The organism is Croceicoccus naphthovorans (assembly GCF_001028705.1).
GTDB lineage: Bacteria > Pseudomonadota > Alphaproteobacteria > Sphingomonadales > Sphingomonadaceae > Croceicoccus > Croceicoccus naphthovorans.
The window spans coordinates 150,122-175,245 of the sequence record NZ_CP011770.1 but is presented as its reverse complement, the minus strand read 5'-3'; the positions used below and the strand labels follow the sequence as shown (position 1 = coordinate 175,245).

The 25,124-nt window shown below is 62.3% G+C and carries 37 protein-coding genes; 16 read left to right on the top strand and 21 right to left on the bottom strand.

All coding sequences use genetic code 11. From position 1 onward, the window contains the following. Positions 1–2: 2 nt before the first annotated feature. On the bottom strand, positions 3–1,415 hold the full coding sequence (locus AB433_RS00915) for a helix-turn-helix domain-containing protein (protein ID WP_221403490.1): 1,413 nt from the start codon (positions 1,413–1,415) through the stop codon (positions 3–5). Positions 1,416–1,599: 184 nt separating this feature from the next. Between AB433_RS00915 and AB433_RS00910 the strand changes: the two genes are divergently transcribed. Continuing rightward, positions 1,600–3,198 (top strand): isocitrate lyase, encoded by a 1,599-nt coding sequence (locus AB433_RS00910; RefSeq protein WP_047819560.1) that lies wholly within the window; start codon positions 1,600–1,602, stop codon positions 3,196–3,198. A 78-nt stretch (positions 3,199–3,276) separates the two neighbouring features. After that, entirely contained in the window at positions 3,277–3,447 is a 171-nt protein-coding gene (locus AB433_RS20750) for a hypothetical protein (RefSeq protein WP_169749285.1), read from the top strand. Positions 3,448–3,568: 121 nt separating this feature from the next. Here the strand turns inward: AB433_RS20750 and AB433_RS00905 are convergent, their stop codons facing one another. The 9 genes from AB433_RS00905 to leuC all read right to left on the bottom strand — a co-directional run bounded on the left by AB433_RS00905 (position 3,569) and on the right by leuC (position 8,699). Beyond that, complete coding sequence (locus tag AB433_RS00905) at positions 3,569–4,306, bottom strand: NUDIX hydrolase (RefSeq protein WP_047819559.1); 738 nt, start codon at positions 4,304–4,306, stop codon at positions 3,569–3,571. A gap of 189 nt (positions 4,307–4,495) precedes the next feature. Continuing rightward, entirely contained in the window at positions 4,496–4,828 is a 333-nt protein-coding gene (gene grxD / locus AB433_RS00900) for a Grx4 family monothiol glutaredoxin (RefSeq protein WP_047819558.1), read from the bottom strand. A gap of 33 nt (positions 4,829–4,861) precedes the next feature. Further along, positions 4,862–5,095: a BolA family protein gene (locus AB433_RS00895; protein WP_047819557.1), complete on the bottom strand. Its 234-nt coding sequence runs from the start codon at positions 5,093–5,095 to the stop codon at positions 4,862–4,864. Between the two features lie 50 nt (positions 5,096–5,145). Continuing rightward, positions 5,146–5,463, bottom strand: coding sequence for a DUF1476 domain-containing protein (locus AB433_RS00890; RefSeq protein ID WP_047819556.1), 318 nt, complete (start codon positions 5,461–5,463; stop codon positions 5,146–5,148). A 24-nt stretch (positions 5,464–5,487) separates the two neighbouring features. Then, positions 5,488–6,084 (bottom strand): 3-isopropylmalate dehydratase small subunit, encoded by a 597-nt coding sequence (gene leuD, locus AB433_RS00885; protein WP_047819555.1) that lies wholly within the window; start codon positions 6,082–6,084, stop codon positions 5,488–5,490. Between the two features lie 83 nt (positions 6,085–6,167). Then, positions 6,168–6,332, bottom strand: a complete 165-nt coding sequence (locus AB433_RS20285) for a hypothetical protein (RefSeq protein WP_156170633.1) — start codon at positions 6,330–6,332, stop codon at positions 6,168–6,170. Positions 6,333–6,370: 38 nt separating this feature from the next. Next, the gene (locus tag AB433_RS00880; RefSeq protein ID WP_342670056.1) at positions 6,371–6,847 is read right to left on the bottom strand and encodes a DNA-deoxyinosine glycosylase; all 477 of its coding nucleotides are present in this window, start codon (positions 6,845–6,847) and stop codon (positions 6,371–6,373) included. 23 nt (positions 6,848–6,870) lie between these two features. Next, positions 6,871–7,278: a GFA family protein gene (locus AB433_RS19780; protein ID WP_082134724.1), complete on the bottom strand. Its 408-nt coding sequence runs from the start codon at positions 7,276–7,278 to the stop codon at positions 6,871–6,873. Next, entirely contained in the window at positions 7,275–8,699 is a 1,425-nt protein-coding gene (gene leuC, locus AB433_RS00870; protein ID WP_047819554.1) for a 3-isopropylmalate dehydratase large subunit, read from the bottom strand. The genes AB433_RS19780 and leuC overlap by 4 nt, the downstream gene beginning before the upstream one ends. A gap of 65 nt (positions 8,700–8,764) precedes the next feature. On the opposite strand from leuC, the gene AB433_RS00865 reads away from it, so the two are divergent. Continuing rightward, complete coding sequence (locus tag AB433_RS00865) at positions 8,765–9,289, top strand: sterol desaturase family protein (protein ID WP_047819553.1); 525 nt, start codon at positions 8,765–8,767, stop codon at positions 9,287–9,289. Positions 9,290–9,302: 13 nt separating this feature from the next. Here AB433_RS00865 and AB433_RS00860 read toward each other — a convergent pair whose 3' ends face one another. The 9 genes from AB433_RS00860 to AB433_RS20280 form a co-directional block, all read right to left on the bottom strand. Beyond that, positions 9,303–9,554 (bottom strand): hypothetical protein, encoded by a 252-nt coding sequence (locus AB433_RS00860; RefSeq protein WP_047819552.1) that lies wholly within the window; start codon positions 9,552–9,554, stop codon positions 9,303–9,305. Between the two features lie 164 nt (positions 9,555–9,718). Beyond that, positions 9,719–10,129, bottom strand: coding sequence for a SufE family protein (locus AB433_RS00855; RefSeq protein WP_047822965.1), 411 nt, complete (start codon positions 10,127–10,129; stop codon positions 9,719–9,721). A 53-nt stretch (positions 10,130–10,182) separates the two neighbouring features. Beyond that, complete coding sequence (locus tag AB433_RS00850; RefSeq protein ID WP_047819551.1) at positions 10,183–10,428, bottom strand: hypothetical protein; 246 nt, start codon at positions 10,426–10,428, stop codon at positions 10,183–10,185. Between the two features lie 22 nt (positions 10,429–10,450). Next, entirely contained in the window at positions 10,451–10,711 is a 261-nt protein-coding gene (locus tag AB433_RS00845; protein WP_047819550.1) for a coiled-coil domain-containing protein, read from the bottom strand. Positions 10,712–10,723: 12 nt separating this feature from the next. Beyond that, positions 10,724–11,014, bottom strand: coding sequence for a hypothetical protein (locus AB433_RS00840; protein WP_047819549.1), 291 nt, complete (start codon positions 11,012–11,014; stop codon positions 10,724–10,726). A gap of 23 nt (positions 11,015–11,037) precedes the next feature. Continuing rightward, positions 11,038–11,418, bottom strand: a complete 381-nt coding sequence (pspC, locus tag AB433_RS00835) for an envelope stress response membrane protein PspC (protein ID WP_047819548.1) — start codon at positions 11,416–11,418, stop codon at positions 11,038–11,040. After that, positions 11,415–11,711 (bottom strand): envelope stress response membrane protein PspB, encoded by a 297-nt coding sequence (pspB, locus tag AB433_RS00830; protein ID WP_047819547.1) that lies wholly within the window; start codon positions 11,709–11,711, stop codon positions 11,415–11,417. Before pspB ends, pspC begins: the two co-directional genes overlap by 4 nt. A 5-nt stretch (positions 11,712–11,716) precedes the next feature. Then, on the bottom strand, positions 11,717–12,589 hold the full coding sequence (gene pspA, locus AB433_RS00825) for a phage shock protein PspA (RefSeq protein ID WP_082134723.1): 873 nt from the start codon (positions 12,587–12,589) through the stop codon (positions 11,717–11,719). Next, positions 12,586–12,744, bottom strand: a complete 159-nt coding sequence (locus AB433_RS20280; RefSeq protein ID WP_156170632.1) for a hypothetical protein — start codon at positions 12,742–12,744, stop codon at positions 12,586–12,588. Before AB433_RS20280 ends, pspA begins: the two co-directional genes overlap by 4 nt. Positions 12,745–12,899: 155 nt before the next feature. Here AB433_RS20280 and pspF point away from each other — a divergent pair, with 155 nt between their 5' ends. From pspF to AB433_RS00805, 4 genes are all read left to right on the top strand, one after another. Then, on the top strand, positions 12,900–13,925 hold the full coding sequence (gene pspF, locus AB433_RS00820; RefSeq protein ID WP_047819546.1) for a phage shock protein operon transcriptional activator: 1,026 nt from the start codon (positions 12,900–12,902) through the stop codon (positions 13,923–13,925). A gap of 369 nt (positions 13,926–14,294) precedes the next feature. After that, entirely contained in the window at positions 14,295–15,101 is an 807-nt protein-coding gene (locus AB433_RS00815; protein WP_218916905.1) for a DUF1883 domain-containing protein, read from the top strand. A gap of 26 nt (positions 15,102–15,127) precedes the next feature. Further along, positions 15,128–15,325 (top strand): hypothetical protein, encoded by a 198-nt coding sequence (locus AB433_RS00810; protein WP_156170631.1) that lies wholly within the window; start codon positions 15,128–15,130, stop codon positions 15,323–15,325. Positions 15,326–15,337: 12 nt separating this feature from the next. Continuing rightward, a complete protein-coding gene (locus tag AB433_RS00805) occupies positions 15,338–15,535 on the top strand; it encodes a hypothetical protein (RefSeq protein WP_047819544.1) in 198 nt (65 codons plus the stop codon). Positions 15,536–15,621: 86 nt separating this feature from the next. Here the strand turns inward: AB433_RS00805 and AB433_RS00800 are convergent, their stop codons facing one another. Further along, a complete protein-coding gene (locus tag AB433_RS00800; RefSeq protein WP_082134722.1) occupies positions 15,622–16,770 on the bottom strand; it encodes an McrC family protein in 1,149 nt (382 codons plus the stop codon). A gap of 72 nt (positions 16,771–16,842) precedes the next feature. On the opposite strand from AB433_RS00800, the gene AB433_RS00795 reads away from it, so the two are divergent. Next, positions 16,843–17,775 carry an IS5 family transposase gene (locus tag AB433_RS00795; protein WP_047822938.1) on the top strand — a complete coding sequence of 311 codons (933 nt, stop codon included), beginning with the start codon at positions 16,843–16,845 and terminating at the stop codon, positions 17,773–17,775. A 223-nt stretch (positions 17,776–17,998) separates the two neighbouring features. On the opposite strand, the gene AB433_RS00790 is transcribed toward AB433_RS00795, so the two are convergent. Then, positions 17,999–18,928 carry a LysR family transcriptional regulator gene (locus AB433_RS00790; protein ID WP_169749284.1) on the bottom strand — a complete coding sequence of 310 codons (930 nt, stop codon included), beginning with the start codon at positions 18,926–18,928 and terminating at the stop codon, positions 17,999–18,001. A gap of 110 nt (positions 18,929–19,038) precedes the next feature. Here AB433_RS00790 and AB433_RS20960 point away from each other — a divergent pair, with 110 nt between their 5' ends. The 8 genes from AB433_RS20960 (at position 19,039) to AB433_RS00755 (ending at position 25,124) form a co-directional block, all read left to right on the top strand. Beyond that, entirely contained in the window at positions 19,039–19,329 is a 291-nt protein-coding gene (locus tag AB433_RS20960; protein ID WP_218916904.1) for a carboxymuconolactone decarboxylase family protein, read from the top strand. 84 nt (positions 19,330–19,413) lie between these two features. Next, positions 19,414–19,596, top strand: coding sequence for a hypothetical protein (locus AB433_RS20955; RefSeq protein ID WP_218916903.1), 183 nt, complete (start codon positions 19,414–19,416; stop codon positions 19,594–19,596). Then, complete coding sequence (locus AB433_RS20275) at positions 19,593–20,582, top strand: ornithine cyclodeaminase family protein (protein ID WP_047819543.1); 990 nt, start codon at positions 19,593–19,595, stop codon at positions 20,580–20,582. Before AB433_RS20955 ends, AB433_RS20275 begins: the two co-directional genes overlap by 4 nt. Before the next feature lie 24 nt (positions 20,583–20,606). Further along, a complete protein-coding gene (locus tag AB433_RS20270; RefSeq protein WP_053058921.1) occupies positions 20,607–21,704 on the top strand; it encodes a cupin domain-containing protein in 1,098 nt (365 codons plus the stop codon). Next, the gene (hpaH, locus tag AB433_RS00770; RefSeq protein WP_082134721.1) at positions 21,704–22,546 is read left to right on the top strand and encodes a 2-oxo-hept-4-ene-1,7-dioate hydratase; all 843 of its coding nucleotides are present in this window, start codon (positions 21,704–21,706) and stop codon (positions 22,544–22,546) included. The genes AB433_RS20270 and hpaH overlap by 1 nt, the downstream gene beginning before the upstream one ends. A 24-nt stretch (positions 22,547–22,570) precedes the next feature. After that, positions 22,571–23,368 carry a 4-hydroxy-2-oxoheptanedioate aldolase gene (hpaI, locus tag AB433_RS00765; RefSeq protein ID WP_281177783.1) on the top strand — a complete coding sequence of 266 codons (798 nt, stop codon included), beginning with the start codon at positions 22,571–22,573 and terminating at the stop codon, positions 23,366–23,368. Between the two features lie 2 nt (positions 23,369–23,370). Then, positions 23,371–24,774 carry an NAD-dependent succinate-semialdehyde dehydrogenase gene (locus AB433_RS00760; protein ID WP_047819541.1) on the top strand — a complete coding sequence of 468 codons (1,404 nt, stop codon included), beginning with the start codon at positions 23,371–23,373 and terminating at the stop codon, positions 24,772–24,774. Further along, positions 24,771–25,124 carry a hypothetical protein gene (locus tag AB433_RS00755; RefSeq protein ID WP_047819540.1) on the top strand — a complete coding sequence of 118 codons (354 nt, stop codon included), beginning with the start codon at positions 24,771–24,773 and terminating at the stop codon, positions 25,122–25,124. The genes AB433_RS00760 and AB433_RS00755 overlap by 4 nt, the downstream gene beginning before the upstream one ends.

Here is a 25,124-nt window from a genome sequence, read left to right as displayed (position 1 = left end):
CCCTAGTCCGAGGCGAAGGCGAAGGGCACGCCGGTATCGCGATTGTCATCGGGCCGCATCTCGCGCCCGATCGGCGGAGCGGAGCGGGCGATGCAATGCGGGCGGTGGCAGAGGCGGCAGGCGACACCGATCGGCGTGGCATCGCCGCTGTCCAATGCCTGCGCGTAGACGATCCGGTCGGCATGTTCGGCAGAGCAAGCCAGCGCCACCGCGCGTTGGGCGCGTGGCGCATCCCACGATCCACCCCCGGCCTCTACCGTCCGCGCGATCGAGAGGAATTTTTCCCCTTCCGGCAGTTCGAGCCACTGCGGGCGAATGCGGCCCGGTGTTTCGAACACGCCATGCACGTTCCACAAGGGGCACGACCCACCGGTTCGCGCGAAGGGGAAGCCCGCGCCGTCCAGCCGCTTTGACACGTTGCCCGCGCGGTCGACCCGCAGGAAGAAGAACGGCACCCCCTCCTCCCCCGGACGGCCCATTGTGGTCAGGCGGTGAGCGACTTGTTCGAAGCTGGCCGCAAAGCGTCGGGACAGGGTTTCGAGGTCGTGCCGCACGTCCCGCGCCGCCCGCAGAAACGGGCGATAGGGCATCAGCAAGGCCGCCGCCCAATATCCGGTCAGCGCCCGACCGGCCAGCCGCCGCGCATTTTCGCCGGAGAATCGCCCGCCGCTAAGCTGCCCCGCGATCACGTCGCGCGCCTCCAGCAAACCGATCTGCAACGCCAGCTGAAACCGTCGGCCCGGATGGTCGAGCCGGTTCGAGATCAACACCTGTTCGCGGTGCCGATCATGCCATCGCAGCGAGCCGAGAATCAGTTCCGGGTCGCCGAACCGCACTTTCTGCCCGTGCCGCCGCGACAACCGCGCAACCAGCGCATCGGTCCAGATCGATTCTTCGCGCGGTCGATCCTCCGCCAACTCCTGCGCCACTTCCGCCGCATGGTCGTCCAAAGCCGGAAAACAGTTGCGCCGTGCGGCCAGAAACGCGCGCGCCTCGCCCACTGGATCGGTCGTAGAGGTCGCGGCTGGTCCCGCTCCTTCCGCCATTTCGCGCCGCTGGGCATGGGCCATCTGCTCTTCGGTAAACGCCGTGTGCAGACGCAGCAGGGCCTCGGCAAAGCCGGGATAGCTGGTGGCGATATCGGCGCTGTCCAGAGCGGGCAAATCGATGTCAGAGAAGATCGGCTGCTTGAGTGTTGCCTGCAATCGCTTGGCCAGATCTTCGCTATCGTCATCGGCAAGGCTGGCGATATCGATGCGATAGGTGCTGGCCAGTTTCAACAGGAGGTCCGCCGTAACCGGGCGCTGATTGCGCTCCATCAGGGCGACATAGCTGGGCGAGATGTCCAGATCGGCCGCCATGTTCGCCTGTGTCAGACCCAGATCGCGCCGGACGCGTTTCAGTCGGGGCCCCATGAACAATGCCTTGCGTGCCACTTCGCCACCCTTCCACCAATCCGCGAGTCAGCATCATTACAACATTACAGAGGATTTTTGTAAAGGTTGACAATGCGACACCGAGACCCCTCCCGCACTGCAACATCGACGCGTATTTCGAAGCCATCAGTTCACCAAACTTCGAATCGTGAGGGCTTCGACCATGACCTACCAGCAGAACATCGCTGCTCTGAAGGACACCATCGCCACCAACGGTGCGCCGTGGAATGCCATCGATGCAGAGAGCGCGGCGCGTATGCAGCTGCAAAACCGGTTCAAGACCGGCCTCGACATTGCCAAGTACACCGCGAAGATCATGCGCGCCGACATGGAAGCGTACGATGCCGATCCCGCCAAATACACCCAGTCGCTGGGCTGCTGGCACGGGTTCATCGGGCAGCAGAAACTGATCTCCATCAAGAAGCACTTCGGCACCACCCGTCAGAAGTACCTCTACCTCTCGGGCTGGATGGTTGCCGCCCTGCGTTCCGAATTCGGCCCGCTGCCCGACCAGTCGATGCACGAGAAGACCAGCGTTCCGGCCCTGATCGAGGAGCTTTACACGTTCCTCAAGCAGGCCGACGCCCGCGAACTCGGCATGATGTTCCGCGACCTCGACGCAGCGCGTGAGCGTGGTGACGAGATCGAGGCGAAGCGCATCGAGCAGGCGATCGACAACTACGAAACGCACGTCGTTCCGATCATTGCGGACATCGACGCCGGTTTCGGCAACCCGGAAGCGACCTATCTGCTGGCCAAGCAGATGATCGAAGCCGGTGCTTGCGCACTGCAGATCGAGAACCAGGTGTCCGACGAAAAGCAGTGCGGCCATCAGGATGGCAAAGTCACCGTTCCGCATGAGGACTTCCACCAGAAGATCCGTGCGATCCGCTACGCCTTTCTCGAAATGGGTGTGGAAGACGGCATCATCGTCGCCCGCACCGACTCGCTGGGCGCTGGCCTGACGAAGCAGATTGCGTTCACCAAGGAACCGGGCGACCTCGGCGATCAGTACAACAGCTTCCTCGACTGCGATGAAGTCGATGCCTCGAATCTTGGCAACGGCGAAGTCCTGATCAGCCGCGACGGCAAGCTGCTTCGTCCGAAGCGCCTGCCCAGCAACCTCTACCAGTTCCGTTCGGGAACGGGCGAGGACCGGTGCGTGCTTGACGGCATCACCTCGCTTCAGGCCGGCGCCGACTTGCTGTGGATCGAGACCGAAAAGCCGCACATCGGCCAGATCGGGGGCATGGTGAACCGCATCCGCGAAGTCATTCCGAATGCGAAGCTGGTCTATAACAACTCGCCCAGCTTCAACTGGACGCTGAACTTCCGCCAGCAGGTGTTCGACGCCTGGGCCGCAGAAGGCAAGGACGTGTCAGGTTACGACCGTGCGAGGCTGATGAGCGTGGACTACGACGGCAGCGATCTGGCCAACGAGGCCGACGAGCGCATCCGCACCTTCCAGAAGGACGCGGCGGCACAGGCCGGTATCTTCCACCACCTCATCACGCTGCCGACGTACCACACGGCTGCGCTGAGCACCGACAACCTCGCCAAGCGTTACTTTGGCGAAGAAGGCATGCTCGGCTACGTCCTGAACGTTCAGCGCGAGGAAATCCGCCAAGGCATCGCCTGTGTGAAGCACCAGAACATGGCCGGATCCGACATCGGCGACGACCACAAGGAATACTTTGCCGGCGAAGCGGCCCTGAAGGCTGGCGGCAAGGACAACACGATGAACCAGTTCGCCGCCGCATAAAGGCAGCGGACCGGACCAGAAATGAGCAAGCGAACGTAAACGCCGCCCGAGGGCGGACACGATAAAGGAGCGAATACCATGAGCACCGAAACCGAAAACCGTCCCGAGCAGCGTCCCCGTGCGATCTTCAGCAACGCGGATTTCCCGATGCTGAAGACCGCCGTCGCCCACTATGCCCGGACCTGCGAGGATCCGGCCGAAGCGACCCGCTATGCCAACCTTCTCCACCGTCTCGGCCGCGCCGGCTGACCCGGTCAGAACAGAACAACCTTCGCGGCCCGCTTGAGGGAGAGGGTCGCGAAACCTTTGAAAGCGCGGGGGCACCATGCCTCCGCGCTATTTTTTGACGCGCTATTCTTAGGGTTAACCGCTATTGACGGCGGGTTTTCAGCGGAGCCGGTTCTGTGGGATAGCCATAGCCTTCCTCAACCCGCCCATACCGCACACCGTCGTTCATCACCCAACTGATGCCAACGATTCGCGGTTCGAACGCCTTTGCGTCTGCCTTCGCCTCATCGAAATTTGCCATGTTGGCCAGCCGCCGCAAGTTCATCAAAGTTGGGAAGAGAAGCGACACCTCGCCCCGGTCGGCGCGAGACAACATCGCATTGGCCGATGTCCACAAATGGTCGGTCGTTTCCGACCCGTCGGCCCGGAGCGTCAGATTGCCCGAACCGACATCGGCAAGGAAGAACCGCGTGTCGAACTTACGCTTGATCCCGTCGGGCGGGCACCAGCGGGCATAGGGCACGAAGGCCTGCGGATCGAAGCGCCAGCCTTCGGAATGCAGGATCTGCGAAAACCGTTCGCCATCCTGCAATCGGGCGCGGGCCCGCTCTGCATCCTTGGCCGCGACCGGGCCTTCGATACCGATCAGCAATCCGATTTCTTCCAGCGTTTCGCGGGCTGCACAGACCGAGGCGACACGCCAGGGGTCGTCGCTGTTCGCCGCAATAGCGTCGTCTTCGTCGACAGAACCGCCGGGAAAGACATAGGCCCCGCCGCCAAAGGCCATTGCTGCCGAGCGGCGGACCAAGAGTATTTCGGGGGCAGGCTCCGCATTGCGCAGCACGATCAGCGTTGCAGCTGGACGCAGTTCCGCGCTCACGCCATCACCTGTCGAAATCTTTTACAAGCTCGTCCGGTAAAATGCGCGGGACTTTCAACGAACCGTTGTAAAATAAGAAATTTTCGAAACTGGCACGAATTCTGCATTGTCATGCCTAACACCCGAAATTCCATCGCGGGGCTGTCGTACTGGTCTCCGACGGCCCCGCCATCGAACGGGTCTATCCGCTCAATTCTCGGCCTTGGCCACCTGCTTTTCGGCCATCAGCTGATGCAGTTCGCCCGCCTCGAACATCTCCATCATGATGTCGCTGCCGCCGACGAATTCGCCCTTTACGTAAAGTTGCGGGATGGTCGGCCAGTCGGAAAAGCTCTTGATACCCTGACGGATTTCCATGTCCTGCAACACGTCGACAGAGCCGAAGGCCACGCCAAGATGGTCAAGAATCGCGACCGCCCGGCTGGAAAAACCGCATTGCGGGAACAGCGGCGTGCCTTTCATGAACAGGACGACATCGTCGGCCTTGATGATATCGCTGATGCGGTCGTTAACTTCGGCCATGTTTATCTTATCCGGTTTAGCTTTGTTCCAACCTCAGTTGGGAACCGCGGTGGTCAGTTGCAAGGCGTGGAGTTCCCCGCCCATGCGGCCGCCCAGCGCCTCGTAAACCGCCTTGTGCTGCGCGACGCGAGTTTTTCCGGCAAAGCTGGCCGAAACGACGTGCGCGGCATAGTGGTCGCCATCGCCTGCAAGGTCGGTAATCGTGACCTCTGCATCGGGAAGGGCGGCGCGTATCATCGCCTCGATCTGGTCGGCCTGCATCGCCATCGCGGCGGTCCTTTCAATCTGGGTGTCGGAAAATCTGACAGGTCTGCTCGTCAGCCCATCAGCTGGCGGCGCGCCTCGATCATCTTTTCTTCAAGCGCGGCGCGAACCATCGCATCGTCGACCTCAAGTCCCGCAGCGGTCATGTCGCCCAAGACCTTGCGGATCACGTCTTCGTCGCCCGCTTCCTCGAAATCGGCTTGAACCACGGCCTTGCGATAGGCATCGGTTTCCACCTCCGACAGGCCCATCTTGCCAGCCGCCCATTCGCCCAGCAGACGGTTGCGGCGGGCGGTCACGCGGAACAGCGTATCCTCGTCCATCGCGAACTTGGCTTCCTCGGCACGCTCACGGTCGTTGAAATTGGTCATCGTCGTCGTCCTTCAGTCAGGGGCTCAGGCCGCAAGGCGACCGGAGAGAAACGGGAGTTCGGATGCGGCCTTCGCTTCATAGGCTGAAATCGCCTCGTCACGCGCCATCGTCAGGCCGACTTCGTCGAGGCCTTCGAGCAGGCAATGCTTGCGGAACGGGTCGATCTCGAACGTGAAGCGGTCCTGAAACGGGGTCGTAACGCTCTGTGCCTCGAGGTCGATGTGAACGTCGTCCTCTGCGGCGACTTCCATCAAGCGATCGATCTGTTCCTGCGGCAGCGCGACGGTCAGGATGCCATTCTTGAAGGCGTTGCCCGAAAAAATGTCGGAAAAGCTGGGCGCGATAACGGCCTTGATGCCAAGATCGAGCAAGGCCCATGCGGCGTGTTCGCGGCTGGACCCGCAGCCGAAATTGTCGCCCGCAATCAGGATCGGCGCGTTTTTATAGCGTTCGGAATCGAACAGGTTGTCCGGGTCCTTGCGGATCGTTTCGAACGCACCGCGGCCCATGCCTTCGCGCGTGATGGTCTTCAGCCAGTGGGCCGGGATGATGACGTCGGTATCAACGTTCTTCGCGCCGAACGGGATGGCGCGGCCTTCGATGGTGCGGATCGGTTCCATGCGGAAACGCCTAGATCAAGCGGGCCGCCGCCTCAATGCCTGATTGCGCCCCATTTCACTGCGCCAGTTGCGCGCAATCCGGATCAGTCGGTTTCGGGTGGATCGATCGGCGCGGCAGGCTTCTTCGCCTTCTTCTCCGCCCGCTCTTTCCGGCGCGAGGCATAGAGCATCGCCGCCGCCAGCGCCGCCGATCCGATCGCGGCCCCGGCCATTGCCGCCTTGCCCGTCCAGTCCTTGTCGTCGCTCACCGTAAATTCCTCTTTTCGCGTCGCGGCATGCGACCCGATCAGGAAAGACCCAGATAGGGTCGAAGCGCAAGCCAGCGTGTCGTCTTTTCCGCAAGGCTCATCGCGGCATGGGCGGGACTGCTGGACGGCAGGTCGAGCAGGGCAGGTCCCACCGAATCGCCAAGTTGCTTGCGCCCTATGCGCGCGGCGGTACCGCCGTTGAAGCCGATGGCGCGCAGGTCGGGAAGCGACGCGATTAGCGCGGCAAGGTCGTTGCCCTCCACATCGCGCAGGGCGGCATCGAGGCTGCCCTTCCGCGAACCGCTCTTCACCACGTCCCAAAGGCCGATGCCCCGATCCGACAGACACCCCAGCCGCGCATCGTAGTCGAAATCGGGAAGGTTGGGTTGCCGCATCACCGCACCGACCAGATGCCAGAACCGGTTGCGCGGATGGGCGTAATAGCGCGCCGCCGACAGCGAAGCATCGCCCGGCAAGCTGCCGAGGATCAGAACGCGGGTGCGAACATCGACGATGGGCGCGAAAGAGGCCTTGCGGTTCAGAATGCTTTGCCGTCGCCGATATGGCCCGTGCCGGTAACGGTGAAGCGATCGTTTTCGTCCTCCACCCCTCGGCCATCCTGCCATTTGACGGGAACGCCTGCCAAATCATCCTGCGCAAAGAGCCGGGTGTTCATGCCAATCCTGTCCGACGGATGCTCTGGCGTAGCGTCATAGTGTGTAGTGGTACCGCAAGTCCGGCAATAATGAATCGATAGCCAGTTGTCTTTGATATCCTCTCGCCGATATTCGTGCGTAACGCCGGTAATCTCGACCTCGCCACGCTCAAAATAACTCCAGGCGGCGCCGCTTGCGCGGCACAGGCGGCAATTGCAAAGGTTGATATAGTCAGGCAGGCGCTGCAGGCTGACGGTGACTCGCCCGCACAGGCAGCGCCCGTCGATCACAACTCGCGAACGTCGGTCAGGTGGCCGGTCACCGCCGCAGCCGCAGCCATCGCCGGACTAACAAGGTGAGTACGCGATCCCGGCCCCTGCCGTCCGACGAAGTTGCGGTTGCTGGTCGATGCGCAGCGTTCGCCGGCGGGCACCTTGTCCGGATTCATCGCAAGGCAGGCCGAACAGCCCGGTTCGCGCCACTCCAGACCGGCTTCGATAAAGACCTTGTCCAGGCCTTCGTCCTCGGCCTGCTTTTTCACGAGGCCGGAGCCGGGGACGACGATCGCCCATTTCACGCCATCGGCCTTCTTGCGACCGCGGACGACATCGGCTGCGGCGCGAAGATCCTCGATCCGGCTGTTGGTGCACGACCCGATGAAGACGTTCTCTACCGCAACGTCCGACATCTTCGTGCCGGGGGTCAGGCCCATGTAATCGAGGCTGGCTTGCGCGGCGCGCTGCTTCGACGGATCGGCAAAGCTGGAGGGATCGGGCACGACCCCGCCGATGGCGACGGTATCTTCGGGGCTTGTGCCCCATGTCACCGTCGGCTGAATATCAGCGGCATCGATATGCACCGACTTGTCGAACTTTGCGCCGGGATCGGTCTTCAGCGTGCGCCACCACGCCATTGCCTTGTCCCAATCCGCACCCTTGGGTGCCATCGGGCGGCCTTCGACGTAGGAAAAGGTCTTTTCATCAGGCGCGATAAGGCCCGCGCGCGCGCCGCCCTCGATCGCCATGTTGCAGACGGTGATGCGCCCTTCGACGCTCATCTCTTCGAACACGTTGCCGCGATATTCGACGACGTGGCCGGTGCCGCCCGCCGTGCCGATCACGCCGATGATGTGCAGGATGACGTCCTTGGGCGTGACGCCGGGGCCAAGCTGACCGTCGACGCGCACTTCCATCGTCTTCGACTGCTTGAGCAACAGGGTTTGCGTGGCCAGCACATGCTCGACCTCGCTGGTCCCGATACCGAAGGCCAGCGCGCCCAGCCCGCCATGCGCAGCGGTGTGCGAATCGCCGCAAACAATAGTCGCGCCCGGCAGGGAAAAGCCCTGTTCGGGGCCGATCACGTGGACGATACCCTGTTCGATATCGGCATCGCCGATCAGACGCACGCCAAACTCTGGCGCATTGCGTTCCAGCGCGGCAAGCTGCTGCGCGCTTTCGGGATCGGCGATGGGAATGCGGTTGCCATCGGCATCGCGGCGCGCAGTCGTCGGCAGGTTATGGTCCGGCACGGCCAGCGTCAGATCGGGACGGCGCACCCTACGCCCGGTAAGTCGAAGCGCTTCGAAAGCCTGCGGGCTGGTCACTTCGTGGACGAGGTGACGATCGATGTAGATAAGGCAGGTGCCGTCGTCGCGGCGTTCCACGACGTGGGCATCCCAGATTTTGTCGTACAGGGTGCTGGCTTGTGTCATGGCGGTGCATCTGCGCGTGCGCGCATCGAATTGCAAGAACCGCGCGAATTGGTTAAGACGAAGCCATGTTGGGGGTGGAAAAATTCTTGGTCGTTATGGCCAGCGTCGCGGCGATGGAATTCGTCGCTTGGGGCGCGCACAAGTATGTCATGCACGGCTTCGGCTGGGGCTGGCATCGCGATCATCATCAGCAACACGACGGGTTCTTCGAAAAGAACGATCTCTATGCCTTGGTCGGCGCGGCGATGAGCATTTCGATGTTCGCCGTCGGCAGCCCGCTGGTCATGGGGGCCGACGCGTGGGAACCGGGGACATGGATCGGCATAGGCATCCTGATTTACGGGATCATCTATACGCTGGTTCACGACGGCCTAGTTCACCAGCGCTGGTTCCGATATGTGCCGCGGCGCGGGTACCTGAAGCGGTTGGTGCAGGCGCATAACCTGCACCACGTCACACATGGCAGGAAAGGCGGGGTCAGCTTCGGCTTTGTCATCGCCCGTCACCCGGACAAGCTGAAGCAGGAATTGATGCGTCAGAAGCGGCACGGCGAAGCGCGCCTTCGCAAGTCGCGCTCCGCTCGCAACTGAATTCGACCGGGCGTCAACCCGCGCTCAGCTCCATCACCATACCGTCATAGGAATGCGCGTCGAAACGCACGTGCCCGCTCTTGTCCCTCGACCGATAGGGGGCCGCATGCCGTTCGATCCGCTTGGCGGCGGCAAAAGCTTCCTTGCAATGCAGGCGCCGGTCGTCCTCGCTATGCGCGCACTGCGCCAGCAAGAGCTCGACCTGCTCTTTCAGCAGGAGTGCATTGAGATCTTCCACGGTGCCGCTCTCCACTTCGGCAAGCATGGTACGCGAAGTTCCGCCCCGCACAGACGGATGCAGTATTCTGTTTTATGGCTTGCTGATCTCTCCATTCGCGCGCCACGGGCCTTATAGCACAAATCTTGCGCCGAGTCCCGGCCTTTGCGCACGAAACCGCCGCGCTGGAAGGGCGGTCCGTCCAACCCGCGTTAACGTTCCGCCGCGATCCGGCCAGCGGTTTCCCGGATCAGCGCAATCATGTTGGGCACGCCCTGCGTACGGTTTGAAGACAACTGGTTTTTCAGATCAAACGGTTCGAGCGCGGCGGCGATGTCGGTATCGGCCACCTCAGCTGCGGGCCGATCCTGCACGGCGGCGATCACCAGCGCGACGATGCCCTTGGTGATGGCAGCGTTGCTGTCGGCCAGGAAATGGAGCCGGTCACCCTCCCGCGTGGGATAGACCCAGACGGCGGCGGAGCATCCCTTGACCTGAGTCGCCTCGGTCTTGAGCGCATCGGGCATCGGCTCCAGCTCTCGGCCCAGTTCGATCAGCAGGCGATAGCGTTCGTCGCCATCGAGGAAATCGTATTCTTCGGCAATATCGTCGATCGTTCGCATGGCCGACGCGCTAAACGGGCGCGGCTTGCGGATCAACGCCTGAAATCGGAGCGTTACAGATCGACCCCGGCGGCTATCGCCTCAAGCTGGCGGACGCGTTCGCGCAAGTCGGCGATTTCAATCCGCGCACCCGCTTCCGCGTCGTGGCCGATGCCGCTTGCATTGCCGTGTGCCGCGCGCCGGTGCAGTTCCTGCATCTTCAGCGCCAGCCACCCTTGCCACCCGCGCAATGCGGCCATTGTCACGATGGCCACGGCGGCCAGGGCGACAAGCGCGATCGTCAGTGTTTCGAATGCCATCGTTCCCCTTTCCGCCGCGCGATCAGTCGCGCAGGCTCTCGATCTCATCGGCAAGGCCCAGACGCTTGCGGTCGTCATAGGCGATGCGTTCGAGCACCTTGATGCGTTCTTTCAGTTCTTCGACCTCGGCCTGCAGGCGCTCTGCATCCCCATTGTCCGGGCGCGGCACGGCATTGCCATCCTGATCGGATCCGAAGCCAGCCATCGCGTTATGGCGCGACTGGATGACCTTTCCCAATGCAACAATGGCCACGATGATGACGATGGCGGTCCAGAAACTCATTATTCCCCTTCCTCAATTCACGATCTTGTCAGGCGCAGGCGCACCAAGCCGCTTGTCGCTATCTTCATGCCGCAGCGCCTCGATCTGGCTGGCGAGGTCGTAGCCACGGTCGGTCACGATACGCTCCAGCACGCGGACACGCTCCTCAAGCTGCGCCGTATGCTGGGCGTATTGCGCGGCTTTTTCGGCGGAAAGCTCGCTGGTCATCTGCAGTTCTTTTTGCTTGTGCTTGGTCCAGATGAACAAGCCACCCAGCATGAACGGTGCCAGCGGGATCAGCAGGGTAAGTATCTCAGGTCCCATGGTTACGTCCCCTTGATTGAAATTTAGCGCAGGCTTTCGATCTCTGCCGAAAGCGCACGGTTGCCGCTCACATAGTGCTCTTCGACACGAGCGAGGCGACGGTCTATTTCACGAAAGCGGCCACGAACTTCCCGAGCCGAGCGCGACGGCGACTGACGCACGCCCTGCCAGAACTTCTCCTCCTGCTTGTCGGCATAGAGTTCGACTGGCTTGGTCGGGGCCATAAACCCAATCAGGATATAGCCCAGCACCGCGAAACCGCTGATCGGCGTGCAGAGCGAGATGAGCAGTCCGATGCGAACCCACATCACGTCGATGCCGGTATAGTCGGCGATGCCAGCACAGACGCCCAGCCACTTTGCTTCCGCCTTGTTGCGGTAAAAGCGAGTACGAAGGCTGTTCATCGTGCGGTCCTTTCCTTCAATTTGCGCTCTATCTCGGCAAGCGCGGCGTTGTCGTCGGCGTTGTCCGCGATCAGGCGCGGTTTCTCGAAATCCGGGCTATCGGCGGCGACAAGGCGCTCGACCGTGTCCATCCGTTCATCCAGTCGGCGCGCCAACTGGTAGAGTTCCTCCAGCATCTGCTCATCGCCATCGGTCAGTTTCGGCGCGGTTTTCCACTTGGTGACATAGTGCAGAACCAACCATGGAAGCGCGACGAAAAGCGCGATCATCACAATAACCCAATCCAGCTCCATGGCCGTCAGTCCTCCTTCGAGCCGCCCTTCAGGGCGCGCTTCATGTCTTCAAGTTCGGCATCGACTGTGTCGTCGATGTTCAGGGCGTCGATCTGCTCGGCAAGGCTCATTTCGCCCTTCGCCTGGCTCAGGCTGATCGCCTCGGCCCGGCCCTCGGCATAATCGACGCGGCGTTCCAGCTGATCGAACCGGGCCATCGCCTCGTCCACGCGTTCGGTGGTGAGCAAAGACCGCAGCTTGTATCGGTTCTCGGCGCTCTCAAGCCGTGCCGCAATCTGCGTCTGACGGCTCCGCGCTTCACGCAGGCGGCTCTGCAGCTTCGAGATGTCGGCTTCATAGGCCCGCAGCGATTCGTCGAGCAAGTCGATCTCTGCCTTCAGCTGCGTCGACAGGTCGCCCGCCTTGCGCTTTTCGACAAGCGCGGCGCGGGCAAGATCCTCACGCTGTTTCGAAAGCGCCAGTTCGGCCTTTTCACCCCAGTCGCTCTGCAGCTTTTCCAGACGCAGCTGGTGGCGTTGCATTTCCTTCTGGTCGGCGATGGTCCGGGCCGCACTGGCGCGAACTTCAACCAAGGTCTCTTCCATTTCGACGATGATCATGCGGATCATCTTGTGCGGATCGTCGGCCTTTTCGATCAGGTCGGCAAAATTCGCAGCGATAATGTCTCTTGTGCGAGAGAATATGCCCATCAAAGGCGCTCCATACTGGGGGGACTTGGTGTTCCGTGGGGAAGAGGGGCGAACCGCCCCGTCATCTGACTTATCCGTGTCGGGCTTGTTGCGCAGCCGGGCGACCTCGTTATCGATGCGCGAGGTTACGCGCGCCGAACGGCGGCGCTTCTCGTCACGCTCGGGTTCGAGGTCGAAAGGCTCGCTCATGCCAGCTGGCCCTGAACGATTGAGGCGGGCGCGGCATAGCGCGGCGCTTCGTGCACCTGCTGGCTCAGCGCAAAAACATTGAGCGCGAGCATGGCGACAAGGCTGATGGCGGAGGCCACGGCCAGCGGGCTTTGCTTGCTCAGGCGGTCGAACATGATTTTCTTAATCCTTGAATGCGGTTCGACCAACGAGTAGCAAGGTGCGTGCCATTTCGATATATCTGTTTTATTTCAACTGTTTATGCATTTTCTCGAAAGCGTGTGATCGACGAGTATTGCCGAGAATTGGGGGATTTCGCTAATATTTGGGTATGGAGCGGGACAATCAGTTCGTCGGACAATCGCAGTCGATCCTAGATGCCGTCGAACGCGCAAGCCGCGCGGCTGCACTCTCCCGCCCTGTCCTCGTCATCGGCGAACGCGGGACGGGCAAAGAATTGATAGCCGAACGCCTCCACCGCTTGTCAGAACGCTGGGGCGAACCGCTCATCATCATGAACTGCGCCGCGCTGCCCGAAACGCTGATTGAAGCCGAACTTTTCGGCCACGAAGCTGGCGCATTCACCGGCGCGTCGAAAGCGCGAGCAGGCCGTTTTGAAGAAGCCGACGGCGGGACGCTGTTCCTCGACGAACTCGGGACCCTGTCGATGGCGGCGCAGGAACGGCTCTTACGCGCCGTGGAATACGGGGAAGTAACACGGATCGGCGCGTCGCGGCCGCTACGCGTGGATGTTCGTATCGTTGCAGCAACGAACGAAGATCTGCCGGCATTGGCCGAGCGCGGCGATTTCCGAGCCGATTTACTCGACCGACTTTCGTTCGAAGTCATCACCTTACCACCCCTGCGCGCGCGCGATGGGGATATTCTGGTACTGGCCGATTTTTTCGGGCGGCGCATGGCATCCGAACTGAACTGGGAGGAATGGCCTGGCTTTTCGGAAGCCGTGATGGACGCCCTCGAATCCTACGCATGGCCGGGGAATGTGCGCGAGCTGCGTAACGTGATCGAGCGCGCCGTCTATCGCTGGGAATTCTGGGATGCGCCGATCGGCGAGGTCGTTTTCGACCCGTTTGATAGTCCCTGGGCCCCAAAAGCGCCGACCAGACCGATTAGGAAGATCGAGCAACCGGATCAGAGCGTCCGCGCATGCGAACCGCAATTGGATCTCACGGCCATCACGGATTTGCGCGGCGCTGTTGAAGAGCATGAACGCGCCATCGTTTCGGCGGCCCTTGATCGACACCGCTGGAATCAGCGCAAGACCGCCGAAGCACTCGGCGTGACCTACGACCAGCTCCGCCATTGCATGAAAAAGCACGACCTTTCGGCGAGCTAATCCCGGCACCGTCCAATCACCGGCCCCAAACGCAAAAAAGCGCCTCGACCGATGGCCGAAGCGCTGAATATTGGTTGCGGGGGCTGGATATGATCATAACTTGCGCCCCGAGCAAGTTAAGATGGTTGCGGGAGAGCGCAACCATCTTTGCTTGCGCTACAGCGCTAGCCATCCCTTGAAGGCGACAGCCGCACATGAAGTAGCAAAAACAGCGGTCGTGCCTGCCAGTTTTCTCACAATGCTGTTCCAAGCTGCCGCCTAGGGCCGTCAGAAATCTCTACTTTCATAGGGTGTCTATTTTTGACACCCTCGCGTGCGAACCTGTCGTCATCGAAAAGCCGGAGACTCAGATCTCCTGACCTGGAGTAGATGATGAACTTTACGCACTACAATTTAGGTCACGTGGAGCGAGGAAGCGTGGTCGCCGTCACGCTCAGCGGAAATGCTGCCAACGTCCGCCTCATGGATGGTTCGAACTTCAACAACTATAAATCGGGCCGACACCATCGCTACATTGGCGGTCTTGCGAAGCGCTCACCGGTCCGACTGACAGTGCCACACTCTGGCATTTGGCACGTCGCGGTAGACATGCAGGGACTTCGTGGCTCAGTCCGAACTGGTGTTCGGGTAATCCCGAGTAAGGTATTTGGCCCACTGCCAGCGATCAATGAGGCTCCGCTGCGGAGCGTGCCGACGCTTGTACGCAACGAAGACGATGACGATCTCGCGCCCGCACCTACGTCTCCGGATGGGCGAGTGTTTGACGTCTTCATCTCCCATGCCTCCGAGGACAAGGACGAAGTCGTTCGGCCGCTAGCAACTGCCTTGCGCGACGCTGGTCTGTCAGTCTGGTACGACGAGTTCGAGCTGCGCATCGGTGACAGCCTTCGACGGAAGATCGACCGCGGACTGGGAAGCAGCCGTTTCGGCGTGGTTGTGCTGTCACAGGCATTCTTTGGCAAGGGGTGGCCGGAGTACGAGCTGGACGGGCTGGTGACCCGCGCCGTCTCGGGCGAGCAAATCTTGCTGCCGATCTGGCACAACGTCTCGAAGCGCGAAGTGATCGGGTATTCGGCTTCACTCGCCGACCGATTGGCAAGAAGCACCGCTACCCACACTGTTGAGGAGATCGCTGCGGAGATCGCGGACGTGGTGCGTCTGCCTAAAGCAGCATGACGTTTAGCGCACGCGAGGAGGTCTACATGACTCGGCAGGTTGAAGATGAGTGGACAGGCTGGGATGGCGACACCATCGTCCGGCTCACGGATGGATCAGTTTGGCGGCAGGAGGAGTATCACTACGAGTATCGATACGCCTATCGCCCCTACGTTAACCTTTCAGGCAACGTCATGCATGTCGAGGGAATGAGCCGTGGCATTCGCGTTCGCAGGATCGACTAGGAGCAGGTGGATATGCAATCGCGCATCGAAGGATCCTGGACAGGCTGGAGCGGCGATACGATTGTCAGGCTCGCCAACGGAACGGTCTGGCGTCAGGATCAGTATTATTATCGCTACCAGTACAAATACCGGCCACGTGTCACAATCGACGGTCGCTACATGCACGTCGAGGGCATGTCTAAGCCGGTGCGGGTGCGCAGAATCGACTAGCCCCTCCCACAGGACTGCCCGTGATTGCGGGGGCTAAATGGTCGCAGACCGAAGTGAGATCGGCGGGAGCATTTCGCAGGCTCGCGCTATTCTGCGGAAACCGACTCGTCAGCCAGTAGCAGGCGGCGAAGCCGCAGCAGAATGTCGGCATTGTTTGACACGTCGATGGTCGCGGTCTCCAGGATGGTGTCGTGTCCCGTGATGCGATGGCGGGCGTGAACCAGGTCTTCGGGGCCGAGGCCCGGGTGATGGGGATAGAGCAGTGTCAAGCGCGGAGCACTATAGAGCTGCGCATATGCCATCATCTGATAGACATCGGCCTGCGAGACCCCTTGCTTGGGATCATCGATACGAGAGGAAATCCGCTTCCACTTGGTGTCGATGACATGGGTGATGGCACCTCCCCGGCGGATTAGGATGTCTGGTTTGGTCTGAAACAGGCCCCGTTCGCCGTCCTGCGCAGTAAGGCAGAACAGCCGCCCCCCTTGTAGGGACACGGTGAGACCGGTTCCTGCAAGTGAGCGAGCAATCAGCCGCCCGACATACTCTTCAAAGAGCGCATTCATCTCGAACAGCATCGCGGTACCCTGACCAGCGCCGCCCGTGGTCGTCTGATAGCGGTCCTGCAAAAACAGGCGAGCCATGGCGAAGAGTTCCTGCCAGGACCGATTGGTGCGATCGATGACAACATCATCCCAGCGGAGTGCTGAAGCCGATACATCGGCAATCTCAGCGTAGACGAAGGCCAACTCGCGGAGGCGTTGCTGGTTGGCACTGCGCCGTGAGACGCGGAGAAGACGCACCACCGCCGCCTTCGTGATCCGGTTGAGCGCGATATCTTCGGACAACAGATCGAACCGGCAGGCAACGCGCGAGGGGTTGACCGCATGCCGGGAGAACTGTCGGGTGATGTCGAGCTGGCCGCGCATGGTCGGCAAGTCTTCCTCTTGCTCGACATACTGGCGCGGCATCCCCTTGCGCATGGCCGTGGTTAGCTTGTCGCAAAAGATGCGGATCAGAATTTCGAGCAGAGTCTCGCGCTGCCAGGCGAGTTCGGTGATGACGCCCAGGTCAATCTTGAGATCAAGCGCGAAGGCAAGCATATGGACCAGGCGCTTACGGATCGCCGCGTTCCGGTGATTAGGAGTTTCACCGGGCGCCACATCGATCTTGGGCAGTATCTCCAGGCTCGCATCGCCCGCTGCCAGAATCCCGACCACGCCGCGTGCGCGCAAGGCATGCCGGGGCTTTGTTGCATATCAAAGTGATGGATTCCCTTGAGGAATCGGAAGACGTAGATGGTCGGGATGCCCAAGCCGACGCCCACGAAGTATCGCACGACCAACTGGCCCGAGTATAACGCTGCGCTGAAGAGGCGCGGGTCGCTGGAGGTTTGGTTTGATCCTGGGATGGCGTGGTTTGCGGTTCCGGACGGGCGTGCAGGACGTCCGCTGCGCTTTTCCGCTCAGGCGATCGAGTTTTGCCTGACGCTGAAGGGGTTGTTCCAGCTTCCTTTGCGTCAGGTGACGGGGCTGGTCCAAAGCCTGCTCAGGATGACGGGTCTGGACTGGCCCGTACCGGATTATACGACACTGTGCCGCCGCCAGCGGACCTTGCCGGTGGAGTTGGGCGGACGCCCCAGTTCAGGCGGCCTGCACCTTCTGGTGGACAGCACCGGTATCAAGATGATGGGCGAAGGCGAGTGGAAGACGAGGAAGCACGGCGCGTCCCGGCGTCGCCAGTGGCGCAAGGTGCATATCGGGATCGACGCCGGGACCCTCGACATCCGGGCGATTGAAGGGACGACCAATGCCGCCGGCGATGCGCCGACCCTGCCGGACCTGCTGGCGCAGATCCCGGACGAAGAGCGGATCGTCAACGTCGGTGGCGACGGTGCCTATGACACCAAAGACTGCCATGCGGCCATTGCCGAACGCGGCGCCGATCCGATCATCCCGGTTCGCCGCAACGGCCGATCATGGACAAAGGACGGTCCCGGCGTCGATGCCCGCAATGAGACGCTGCGGGCGATGAAATATCTGGGTCGGACAATCTGGAAGAAGTGGAGCGGCTATCATCGCCGCAGTCTGGTCGAAACCAAAATGCACTGCTTCAAGCTGCTGGGCTCCCGCCTCGCAGCGCGCACCTTTGAGCGTCAGATAACCGAGCTCAAAGTCCGTGCCGCAATCCTCAATCGCTTCTCACAAATAGGAACGCCCAATACCGTCCGCGTCGTATAATATTATCAAGTAATCATAGGTTTAAGGCATTCCAACGTTATGCAACAAAGCCTATTGTGTCGCAAAGGCCTGTCCATGGCTGTCTCATTACAGACTGCACCGCAACACTGCATTTCTAACTGGGAAAAACCTAATTCGGGCTGGGGGATTCGAGAGGCGATGGCGATGGTAGCGCCGCGCCGCGGCCGGATCGAGGTTCATATGACGCCGGGCAGGCGCCTGATTATCGTCCGCCATCTCGCATGACCTGAGCGTCCCCGGTCGGGTCCGGCCCTGGCGTGGCAAACACCGAATCGATGAATTTGCGCGTGGTCGCCCCGAGTTCGCCGGCACGCCAGGCCAGCGCAAAGCGCACCACTGCCAGTTCGGCGGTGGCGTCGGGAACCTCAAGCGGGCGGAAGGCAACCCCGCGCATCCGCAGGCGCTCGGCCGAAGCGGGCACGATCGCAACGCCTTCGCCGCAGGCGACGATGCCGATGACCGCCTCGGTGGTCGGCGCCTCATGCGCTATTTCGGGATCGAAATTCGCGAGGCGGCACAATGCGAGCAGATCGGCCTGGAAGTTGAAGCCGCGCGTGGATTCATAGGTCACGAACCGGCTCGATCGCAGATCGGCGGGTGTCACAGCGCCGCTGTGTGCTAGCAGCATATGCCCTATCGGCAGCGCCGCAACCAGCGGTTCGCTGTACACGAACCGGGTTTCGATCATTTCGTCGAATATCGGCAGGCGGACGATACCGACGTCGATTTCGCCATTCCGCAGCGCTTCGATTTGATGCAGAACGGACATCGCGCTGAAGCGGACTTCGACGTCCGGCGTCAACTCGCGAAACCGACGCATGAGGGCAGGCACGAGTGCGTAAACGGTGGAGCCGCCGAAGCCGAGGGTCAGGGTCCCGCTTAATCCCATGCCCGTTCGCCGTGCGAGGTGGATGCCGTCGTCGAGCGCGGCAATCGCCTTGCGGGCGCTGGCGACAAGGCTGGCGCCGGCGGGCGTCACCGCGACATGATGCTTGTCGCGTTCGAACAGCTTTGTGCCAACCTGGTCCTCCAGCTCGCGGATGGCGCGGCTGAGCGGCGGTTGCGATATGTTGCACCGTTCGGCGGCGCGCGTGAAGTTCAGTTCCTCCGCGACCGCAATCAGATAGCGCATCTGCCTGATATCCAGAGCCATACCTCCAGAGTATTGCCAATGCTCTGATAATGTATTTCCGAAACGATGGCAAAGAAAGGATGATCCGTGCACGCAGAAGGAGACGCGATATGAGCGCGCGCATCGAGAGGCTTGGCTTCGAGCAATTGGCGCCGGGGGTGCAGTATGTCCTGCGCTCCAAATATGAACGGCTGGGCTATCTCGGCGAGTTCTTCCAGGTGACCGGCGTCCAGCCGGTGGTCCTGACCTCCTTCATGGAAATGACCGACGCGCTCAAGGTCGCTCTGCCGGAACATTTGACCGAGCTGGGCGCGCTGACCGTCGCAACGTTGATGGAAAACCGCTACGAACTGCACCAGCATGAGCGGCTTTCGAAGCGGCTGGGCTTCGGCGAAGCCTAGATAGCGGCCGTCGAGCAGGCGGATCCCGATGTCGCGCCGGAGCTTTCGGATGCCGAGCGCGATGTCCAGCGCCTGATCATCGCCATGCTGCGGCGGCGCGGCAAGGATGTGCAGGCCGAACTTGATAAGACGATCGAAGCGATCGGGGCGGAACAGGCGATCGCGGTGATGTTCCTCGTGGGCCGTTACGTCACGCACGCGCTGATTGTGAACTCCCTCGATCTTCAGCCGCCTGTTCCCTCGATTTTCGATCGGACCGTGAAATGAGCGAAGGGCTTTGGATTTCCGAGGCGGAAGTCGTCTCGCTGATGGCGCTGCCGCAGGCGATCGATGCGCTGCGCGACGGGCTTCGCGAAGAGGCGGCGGGCGGCGCATCGAACATGGTCAAGACGCACGCGAGCTGGGCGAACGGATCGACGTTGCACGCGATCGGCGCGGTGTTCGACGGGTGGGGAACCGTCGGCACCAAGACCTGGGCGCACACGGCCGGGGGCGCGATGCCGCTGCTGATCCTGATCGACAGCGAAAATGGTTCGGTTCAGGCGATCATCGAGGCTTTCGCGCTGGGGCAGATGCGCACGGGCGGCATCAGCGGCCTCGGCACCGATGTCATGGCGCGTCCCGATGCCAGCCGGATGACCATGATCGGAACCGGCAAGCAGAGTATCACGCAGGTGGCGGCGGTGGCGGCTGTACGGCCGCTGACGCGCGTGACCGTGTGGAGCCCGACGGCTGTGAATCGCGAGGCGCTGGCCGAAAAAATCGAAGCGAAGCTCGGCGTGGAAGCGATTGCGACGCAGACGCTCGACGAGGCGCTGGATTCGGCCGATATCGTCACGCTTGCGACCCGCGCGCGATCCCCCTTCCTCAGCGCGGACTCCCTCCCTCGCGGGGTTCATGTGAACGCGGTCGGCGCGATCACGCCCGAGCGCGCCGAATTCGACCCGGCGCTCATCGCCCGCGCTTCGGTGATCGCGGCGGACAGCGTGCCGCAGGTGCGCAAGCTCAGCCGCGAATTCGTCGATGCGTTCGGCGAGGATGAGGCCCGGTGGCAGCGACTGCGTCCCTTGTCGACGCTCGTTGCCGAAAATGCGGTGCGGCCCGCGGACGCCGACCTCACGCTCTTCAAGGCGATGGGCATGGGAATTTCCGACCTGTCGCTCGGTATCGCTCTCTTCAAAGCCGCGCGCGAAGCCGGAATCGGCCGGCCGCTTCCCACCATTACCCGTCAGGCACCGCGCCTGACCCTCTGAGATTCCAAGGAAAGGTTTGCGCCCATGTCCCAGCCTCTTTTCATCGAAGCCAGCGGTCCGCTGCCCGAGCGCGACGCACCCTGGGAGCCCATCGTCATCACCAAGGAGCAGATCGACGCCGAGGTTCAGCGGCTCGCGGCGATGCCGTGTCCCGCCAACGGCCGCCGTCGCTCCTATTTCCAGCATCCGCGCAACGAGCGGTCGATCGGGCTTGCGCCGGGGATTCAGGTGTCGCTTGACGTGCTTCTGCCCGGCGAGGAAACCGCGACTTTCCGCCAGAATTCGACGCAGGTGAACTTCGTCATCGGCGGCCGCGGCGAGACCGAGATCAGCGGCCAGCGCCGCGAGACCGCGCTCTATGACGTGTGGAACACGCCGTCGATGCGCATCTATCGTCACAAGAATATCGACGACGACCTTTATGTCCGCCTGACCTATTCGAACGGCGCGCTGCTCGACATGATGAATATCCATGTCGTCGAGGAGAATCCGCAGCCGCTGTTGAAGTCGATCGACCGCGAAGACGAGCACGAGGCGGCGGACAGCACGCGCGTCAATCCTTACGGCACCTTCCAGCTGCACGAGGAAGGCGCGTGGATGATGCCCTATGAGCGTCTGATCAACCCGCCATCGGTGACCAGCCCCGCGCTCTACTGGCCGTGGGAGCAGGTCAAGGAGCATCTCGACAAGCTGGAAGCGCTGGGCAAGGATTATGTCGGCCGCCGGCTCTATCTGCTCTATAATCCGATGACCGGGCGTACCAACGGCACCACCCCCAATTTCTTCGCGACGATGACGTTGCGCCCGCCGAAGATCGTCGATCGGCCGCATCGCCACTCGTCCGCGGCGGTGAACTATTATTTCTCGGGTTCGGGGCGGTCGACCGTCGAGGGCAAGGTCTATGAATGGAAGGCGGGCGATCTGATGCTTTCCGCGCCGGGCTGGTCGGTCCATAATCATGCGAGCCATGACAATGGCCCGGTCTATGAACTGACGATCCAGGATCAGCCGCTCAACATCGCGATGGAATCGCTGCTGTGGCAGGAAAGCCTGAAGGAGCCGCCCGCGCTTCTCGGCGCCGAGGAAGGCTTCGCGACCAATCGTGAGGCGGTCGGCGGCTGATGGCCGGGGCGCGGCGGATCGATGATTTCGGCGGTGTGACGCTGGATGGCGACGCCATTGCGGCGGCCGCGCGGGCGCTGGACGAGGCGGAGCGGACGGGGCGGCAGATCCGCCTCCTCAGCGAGACCTATGCCGGCCTGACGATGGACGATGCCTATGCCATCCAGACGGAATGGGTGCGAATGAAGGCGGCGGCGGGCGATCCCGTGATCGGGTGGAAGATCGGGCTGACGTCGAAAGCGATGCAGGCGGCGCTGTCGATCGACATTCCGGATTCGGGGGTGCTTCTGCGGAGCATGGCGTTCGACAATGGCGCCCACATCGCCCCAGGCCGCTTCATCCAGCCGCGGATCGAGGCGGAGATTGCCTTCGTCATGCGCACCGGCCTTGAGCCGGAAGAAATTTCGGCCGAAGCGATCCTCGCGGCGACCGATTATGTGGCTCCGGCGCTCGAAATTCTCGATACCCGGATTACCCGCAAAGATCCGGAAACGGGTCGGCTCCGCAACGTATGCGACACCATCTCGGACAATGCGGCGAACGGCGGCATCGTCCTGGGTGCGCCGGTCCGCGACCTTGCGGCGCTGGACCTCCGCTTTGTCGGTGCGATCGTCTCGAAGGACGGCGAGGTTGAGGAGACCGGGCTGGGCGCCGGGGTGCTGGGCGATCCGCTCGTCTCGATGGCATGGCTCGTCGAGCGCCTCGCCACGTGCGGCGACCGGGTCGAGGCGGGGCAGGTCATATTGTCGGGCTCGTTCATTCGCCCGATCGAAGCGCCGCCGGGCAGTGATATCGCCGCCGATTTCGGACCCTTTGGGCGGGTCGAGTGCCGGTTCGGCTGACCGATGGCGAATGGGGAGAGTGACGTGAATGCGTTCAAGCAGGCGATCGGCGAGCATCGTGCGCAGATCGGTTTCTGGCAGGCGCTGGCCTCGCCCTACACGTGCGAGATTTCGGCGGGGGCCGGCTTCGACTGGCTGCTGATCGATGCCGAGCATGGCCCGAGCGACGTTCCGCTCGTCCTCGCCCAGTTGCAGGCGGCGGGCGCCTACCCGGTAGAGCCCGTTGTCCGCTTGCCCATAGGCGATCCCGTGCTGATCAAGCAATATCTCGACATCGGCGCACGATCGCTGCTGATCCCCATGGTCGAGGACGCCGCCGCGGCCGCCGCGATGGTTCGCGCGACACGCTATCCGCCGCACGGCATCCGCGGGGTCGGGACGGCGATCGGGCGCGGCAGCCGGTGGAACCGCACGCCGGGCTATATCCACAATGCGGCCGATGATATCTGCCTGCTCGTGCAGGTCGAAAGCCGGGCGGCGCTGGCCCATGTCGATGCGATCGCGCGAACCGAGGGGGTCGATGGCGTATTTATCGGTCCGTCCGACCTCGCCGCCGATCTGGGGCATCTTGGCGACGCCGCGCATCCCGAGGTGCAGGAGGCGATCGAGGGCGCGATCGCCGCGATCCGCGCGGCGGGAAAACCCGTCGGCATGCTGATCGCCGACGAGGCGTTGGCGCGGCGCTATCTGGAAATCGGGGCAAGCTTCGTTGCGGTCGGAACCGACGTGACGATCCTGGCGCGCGGCGCCGAGGCGCTCGCTGCGCGCTTTTCCCGCGGCGTCCAGCATCCGGATAATGGCGGCAAGGGCAGCGTATATTGATCATGACGGGCGCTTCGGAAAACCAACCCGCGTATCTCGGCTCGCTTTCGGTCAATCCGGCGACGGGCGAGACGATCGCGCTGCATCCCTGGCTGGACGAGCGCCAAGTGGGCGAGGCCGTCGACGCCGCATCGGCGGCGTTCGAACAGTGGCGGCATATACAGCATCGGGAACGCGCAGCGGCCCTCCGCAAACTCGCAGACGCGCTGGAGGCGCGGGCGGAAGCGCTCGCCCAGCTGATCTCGCTGGAAATGGGCAAGCCGATCCTCCGCTCTCGCGGCGAGGTTGCCAAATGCGCGGCGCTCTGCCGGTGGTACGCGGACCATGCCGAACGGCTGCTCGCCGATGAACCGGTCGATATGGGCGGCGACGGCAAAGCCGTTGTCCGCTATCGCCCGCTCGGCATCGTGCTTGCGGTGATGCCGTGGAACTTCCCGCTCTGGCAGGTCTTGCGCGCTGCGGTTCCCGTGATCGCCGGCGGCAATGCGATGCTGCTGAAGCACGCCGACAATGTGCAAGGGTGCGCCAACGCATTGGCCGACTGTTTTCGCGCGGCGGACTTTCCCGCCGGACTGTTTGCAAACATCCATGTCCCGCGCACGCAAATCGCGTCGTTGCTCGCGGATCCGAGGGTGGTCGGCGTATCGGTGACTGCAGGAACGGCGGCTGGCGGTGCGATCGCCGCAGAGGCAGGGCGTAATCTCAAGAAATCGGTGCTCGAACTCGGCGGATCGGACCCTTTCATAGTCTTGGCGGACGCTGACCTCGACCGCGCCGTTCCCGCTGCGATCGAAGCGCGGTTCCAGAACAGCGGACAGGTTTGCATCGCCGCCAAGCGGCTCATCGTGGAGGCGCCGATCGCCGAGGCCTTTACGGCGCGCTTCGTCGCCGCAGCCGAGGCGCTGGTGTGCGGCGATCCGCTCGACGACGCCACGGACCTGGGGCCGCTTGCGCGCGCGCGCGCGCGCGACGAACTCCATTCGCAGGTGGAGCGCAGCCTGGCGATGGGCGCGCGGCTGCTTGCCGGCGGCCAGACCCCCGATGGACCCGGCGCTTTCTATCCTCCAACCGTGCTTGCGGAGGTCACGCCTGCGATGCCGGTATTTCGCGAAGAGACGTTCGGGCCGGTCGCGGCAATCATCGTGGCTGACGATTCCGACCATGCGGTGCGCCTAGCTAATGACAGCGATTTCGGCCTTTCGGGAGCGATCTGGAGCGGCGACAGGGCGCGCGCGACCACGCTCGCCCGGCGCATCGAAACCGGTGCGGTTCATGTGAACGGGGTTCCCGTTTCGGATCCTCGGGTGCCGATCGGCGGCGTCCGGCAAAGCGGTTATGGTCGCGAACTTTCCCACTTCGGAATCCGCGAATTCTGCAACGCCCAGCTGGTCTGGGAACATGGATGAAATTCAAACGAGTGGGGACGGGAACGACGTCGCCGCGGACGGAAGAAAATGAGATGACGGTCTCCGAACCTGCCGGAAATTATTCTGTCGCGCGTGCCTGGACCACCGTCGTGATGCTGTTCTTCGTCCAGACGATCAACCGCGCCGACAAGGCGGTACTCGGCCTTGCCGCCACCGCGATCATGGCGGACCTCGCCATGTCGCCGGTGCGTTTCGGCCTGGTCGCGAGCAGCTTCTATTTTCTCTACGCGGTGACCGGGATCATCGTCGGCTATTTCTTCGCATCGCGTTACCGGCCGCGGCGGCTTTGTTGCATAACGTTGGAATGCCTTAAACCTATGATTACTTGA

Excerpts from the sequence above, each read along its gene's own strand:
- AB433_RS00855 (WP_047822965.1), bottom strand. The coding sequence starts at position 10,129 with ATGCGAACGATCGACGATATTGCCGAAGAATACGATTTCCTCGATGGC.
- AB433_RS20270 (WP_053058921.1), top strand. The coding sequence starts at position 20,607 with ATGTCCCAGCCTCTTTTCATCGAAGCCAGCGGTCCGCTGCCCGAGCGC.
- hpaH (WP_082134721.1), top strand. The coding sequence starts at position 21,704 with ATGGCCGGGGCGCGGCGGATCGATGATTTCGGCGGTGTGACGCTGGAT.
- pspA (WP_082134723.1), bottom strand. The coding sequence starts at position 12,589 with ATGAGCGAGCCTTTCGACCTCGAACCCGAGCGTGACGAGAAGCGCCGC.
- AB433_RS00790 (WP_169749284.1), bottom strand. The coding sequence starts at position 18,928 with ATGCGCTATCTGATTGCGGTCGCGGAGGAACTGAACTTCACGCGCGCC.
- AB433_RS20955 (WP_218916903.1), top strand. The coding sequence starts at position 19,414 with ATGCTGCGGCGGCGCGGCAAGGATGTGCAGGCCGAACTTGATAAGACG.
- AB433_RS00895 (WP_047819557.1), bottom strand. The coding sequence starts at position 5,095 with ATGGCGATGCAGGCCGACCAGATCGAGGCGATGATACGCGCCGCCCTT.
- AB433_RS00760 (WP_047819541.1), top strand. The coding sequence starts at position 23,371 with ATGACGGGCGCTTCGGAAAACCAACCCGCGTATCTCGGCTCGCTTTCG.
- AB433_RS00805 (WP_047819544.1), top strand. The coding sequence starts at position 15,338 with ATGCAATCGCGCATCGAAGGATCCTGGACAGGCTGGAGCGGCGATACG.
- grxD (WP_047819558.1), bottom strand. The coding sequence starts at position 4,828 with ATGGCCGAAGTTAACGACCGCATCAGCGATATCATCAAGGCCGACGAT.
- AB433_RS00865 (WP_047819553.1), top strand. The coding sequence starts at position 8,765 with ATGTTGGGGGTGGAAAAATTCTTGGTCGTTATGGCCAGCGTCGCGGCG.
- leuC (WP_047819554.1), bottom strand. The coding sequence starts at position 8,699 with ATGACACAAGCCAGCACCCTGTACGACAAAATCTGGGATGCCCACGTC.
- AB433_RS00840 (WP_047819549.1), bottom strand. The coding sequence starts at position 11,014 with ATGGGACCTGAGATACTTACCCTGCTGATCCCGCTGGCACCGTTCATG.
- AB433_RS00845 (WP_047819550.1), bottom strand. The coding sequence starts at position 10,711 with ATGAGTTTCTGGACCGCCATCGTCATCATCGTGGCCATTGTTGCATTG.
- AB433_RS00795 (WP_047822938.1), top strand. The coding sequence starts at position 16,843 with ATGCCCAAGCCGACGCCCACGAAGTATCGCACGACCAACTGGCCCGAG.
- AB433_RS00910 (WP_047819560.1), top strand. The coding sequence starts at position 1,600 with ATGACCTACCAGCAGAACATCGCTGCTCTGAAGGACACCATCGCCACC.
- AB433_RS00890 (WP_047819556.1), bottom strand. The coding sequence starts at position 5,463 with ATGACCAATTTCAACGACCGTGAGCGTGCCGAGGAAGCCAAGTTCGCG.
- AB433_RS00915 (WP_221403490.1), bottom strand. The coding sequence starts at position 1,415 with ATGGGGCCCCGACTGAAACGCGTCCGGCGCGATCTGGGTCTGACACAG.
- leuD (WP_047819555.1), bottom strand. The coding sequence starts at position 6,084 with ATGGAACCGATCCGCACCATCGAAGGCCGCGCCATCCCGTTCGGCGCG.
- AB433_RS00860 (WP_047819552.1), bottom strand. The coding sequence starts at position 9,554 with ATGCTTGCCGAAGTGGAGAGCGGCACCGTGGAAGATCTCAATGCACTC.
- AB433_RS20960 (WP_218916904.1), top strand. The coding sequence starts at position 19,039 with ATGAGCGCGCGCATCGAGAGGCTTGGCTTCGAGCAATTGGCGCCGGGG.
- AB433_RS00810 (WP_156170631.1), top strand. The coding sequence starts at position 15,128 with ATGACTCGGCAGGTTGAAGATGAGTGGACAGGCTGGGATGGCGACACC.
- AB433_RS00755 (WP_047819540.1), top strand. The coding sequence starts at position 24,771 with ATGAAATTCAAACGAGTGGGGACGGGAACGACGTCGCCGCGGACGGAA.
- AB433_RS00815 (WP_218916905.1), top strand. The coding sequence starts at position 14,295 with ATGATGAACTTTACGCACTACAATTTAGGTCACGTGGAGCGAGGAAGC.
- AB433_RS00850 (WP_047819551.1), bottom strand. The coding sequence starts at position 10,428 with ATGGCATTCGAAACACTGACGATCGCGCTTGTCGCCCTGGCCGCCGTG.
- pspB (WP_047819547.1), bottom strand. The coding sequence starts at position 11,711 with ATGGAGCTGGATTGGGTTATTGTGATGATCGCGCTTTTCGTCGCGCTT.
- AB433_RS20280 (WP_156170632.1), bottom strand. The coding sequence starts at position 12,744 with ATGTTCGACCGCCTGAGCAAGCAAAGCCCGCTGGCCGTGGCCTCCGCC.
- pspF (WP_047819546.1), top strand. The coding sequence starts at position 12,900 with ATGGAGCGGGACAATCAGTTCGTCGGACAATCGCAGTCGATCCTAGAT.
- AB433_RS20750 (WP_169749285.1), top strand. The coding sequence starts at position 3,277 with ATGAGCACCGAAACCGAAAACCGTCCCGAGCAGCGTCCCCGTGCGATC.
- AB433_RS20275 (WP_047819543.1), top strand. The coding sequence starts at position 19,593 with ATGAGCGAAGGGCTTTGGATTTCCGAGGCGGAAGTCGTCTCGCTGATG.
- pspC (WP_047819548.1), bottom strand. The coding sequence starts at position 11,418 with ATGAACAGCCTTCGTACTCGCTTTTACCGCAACAAGGCGGAAGCAAAG.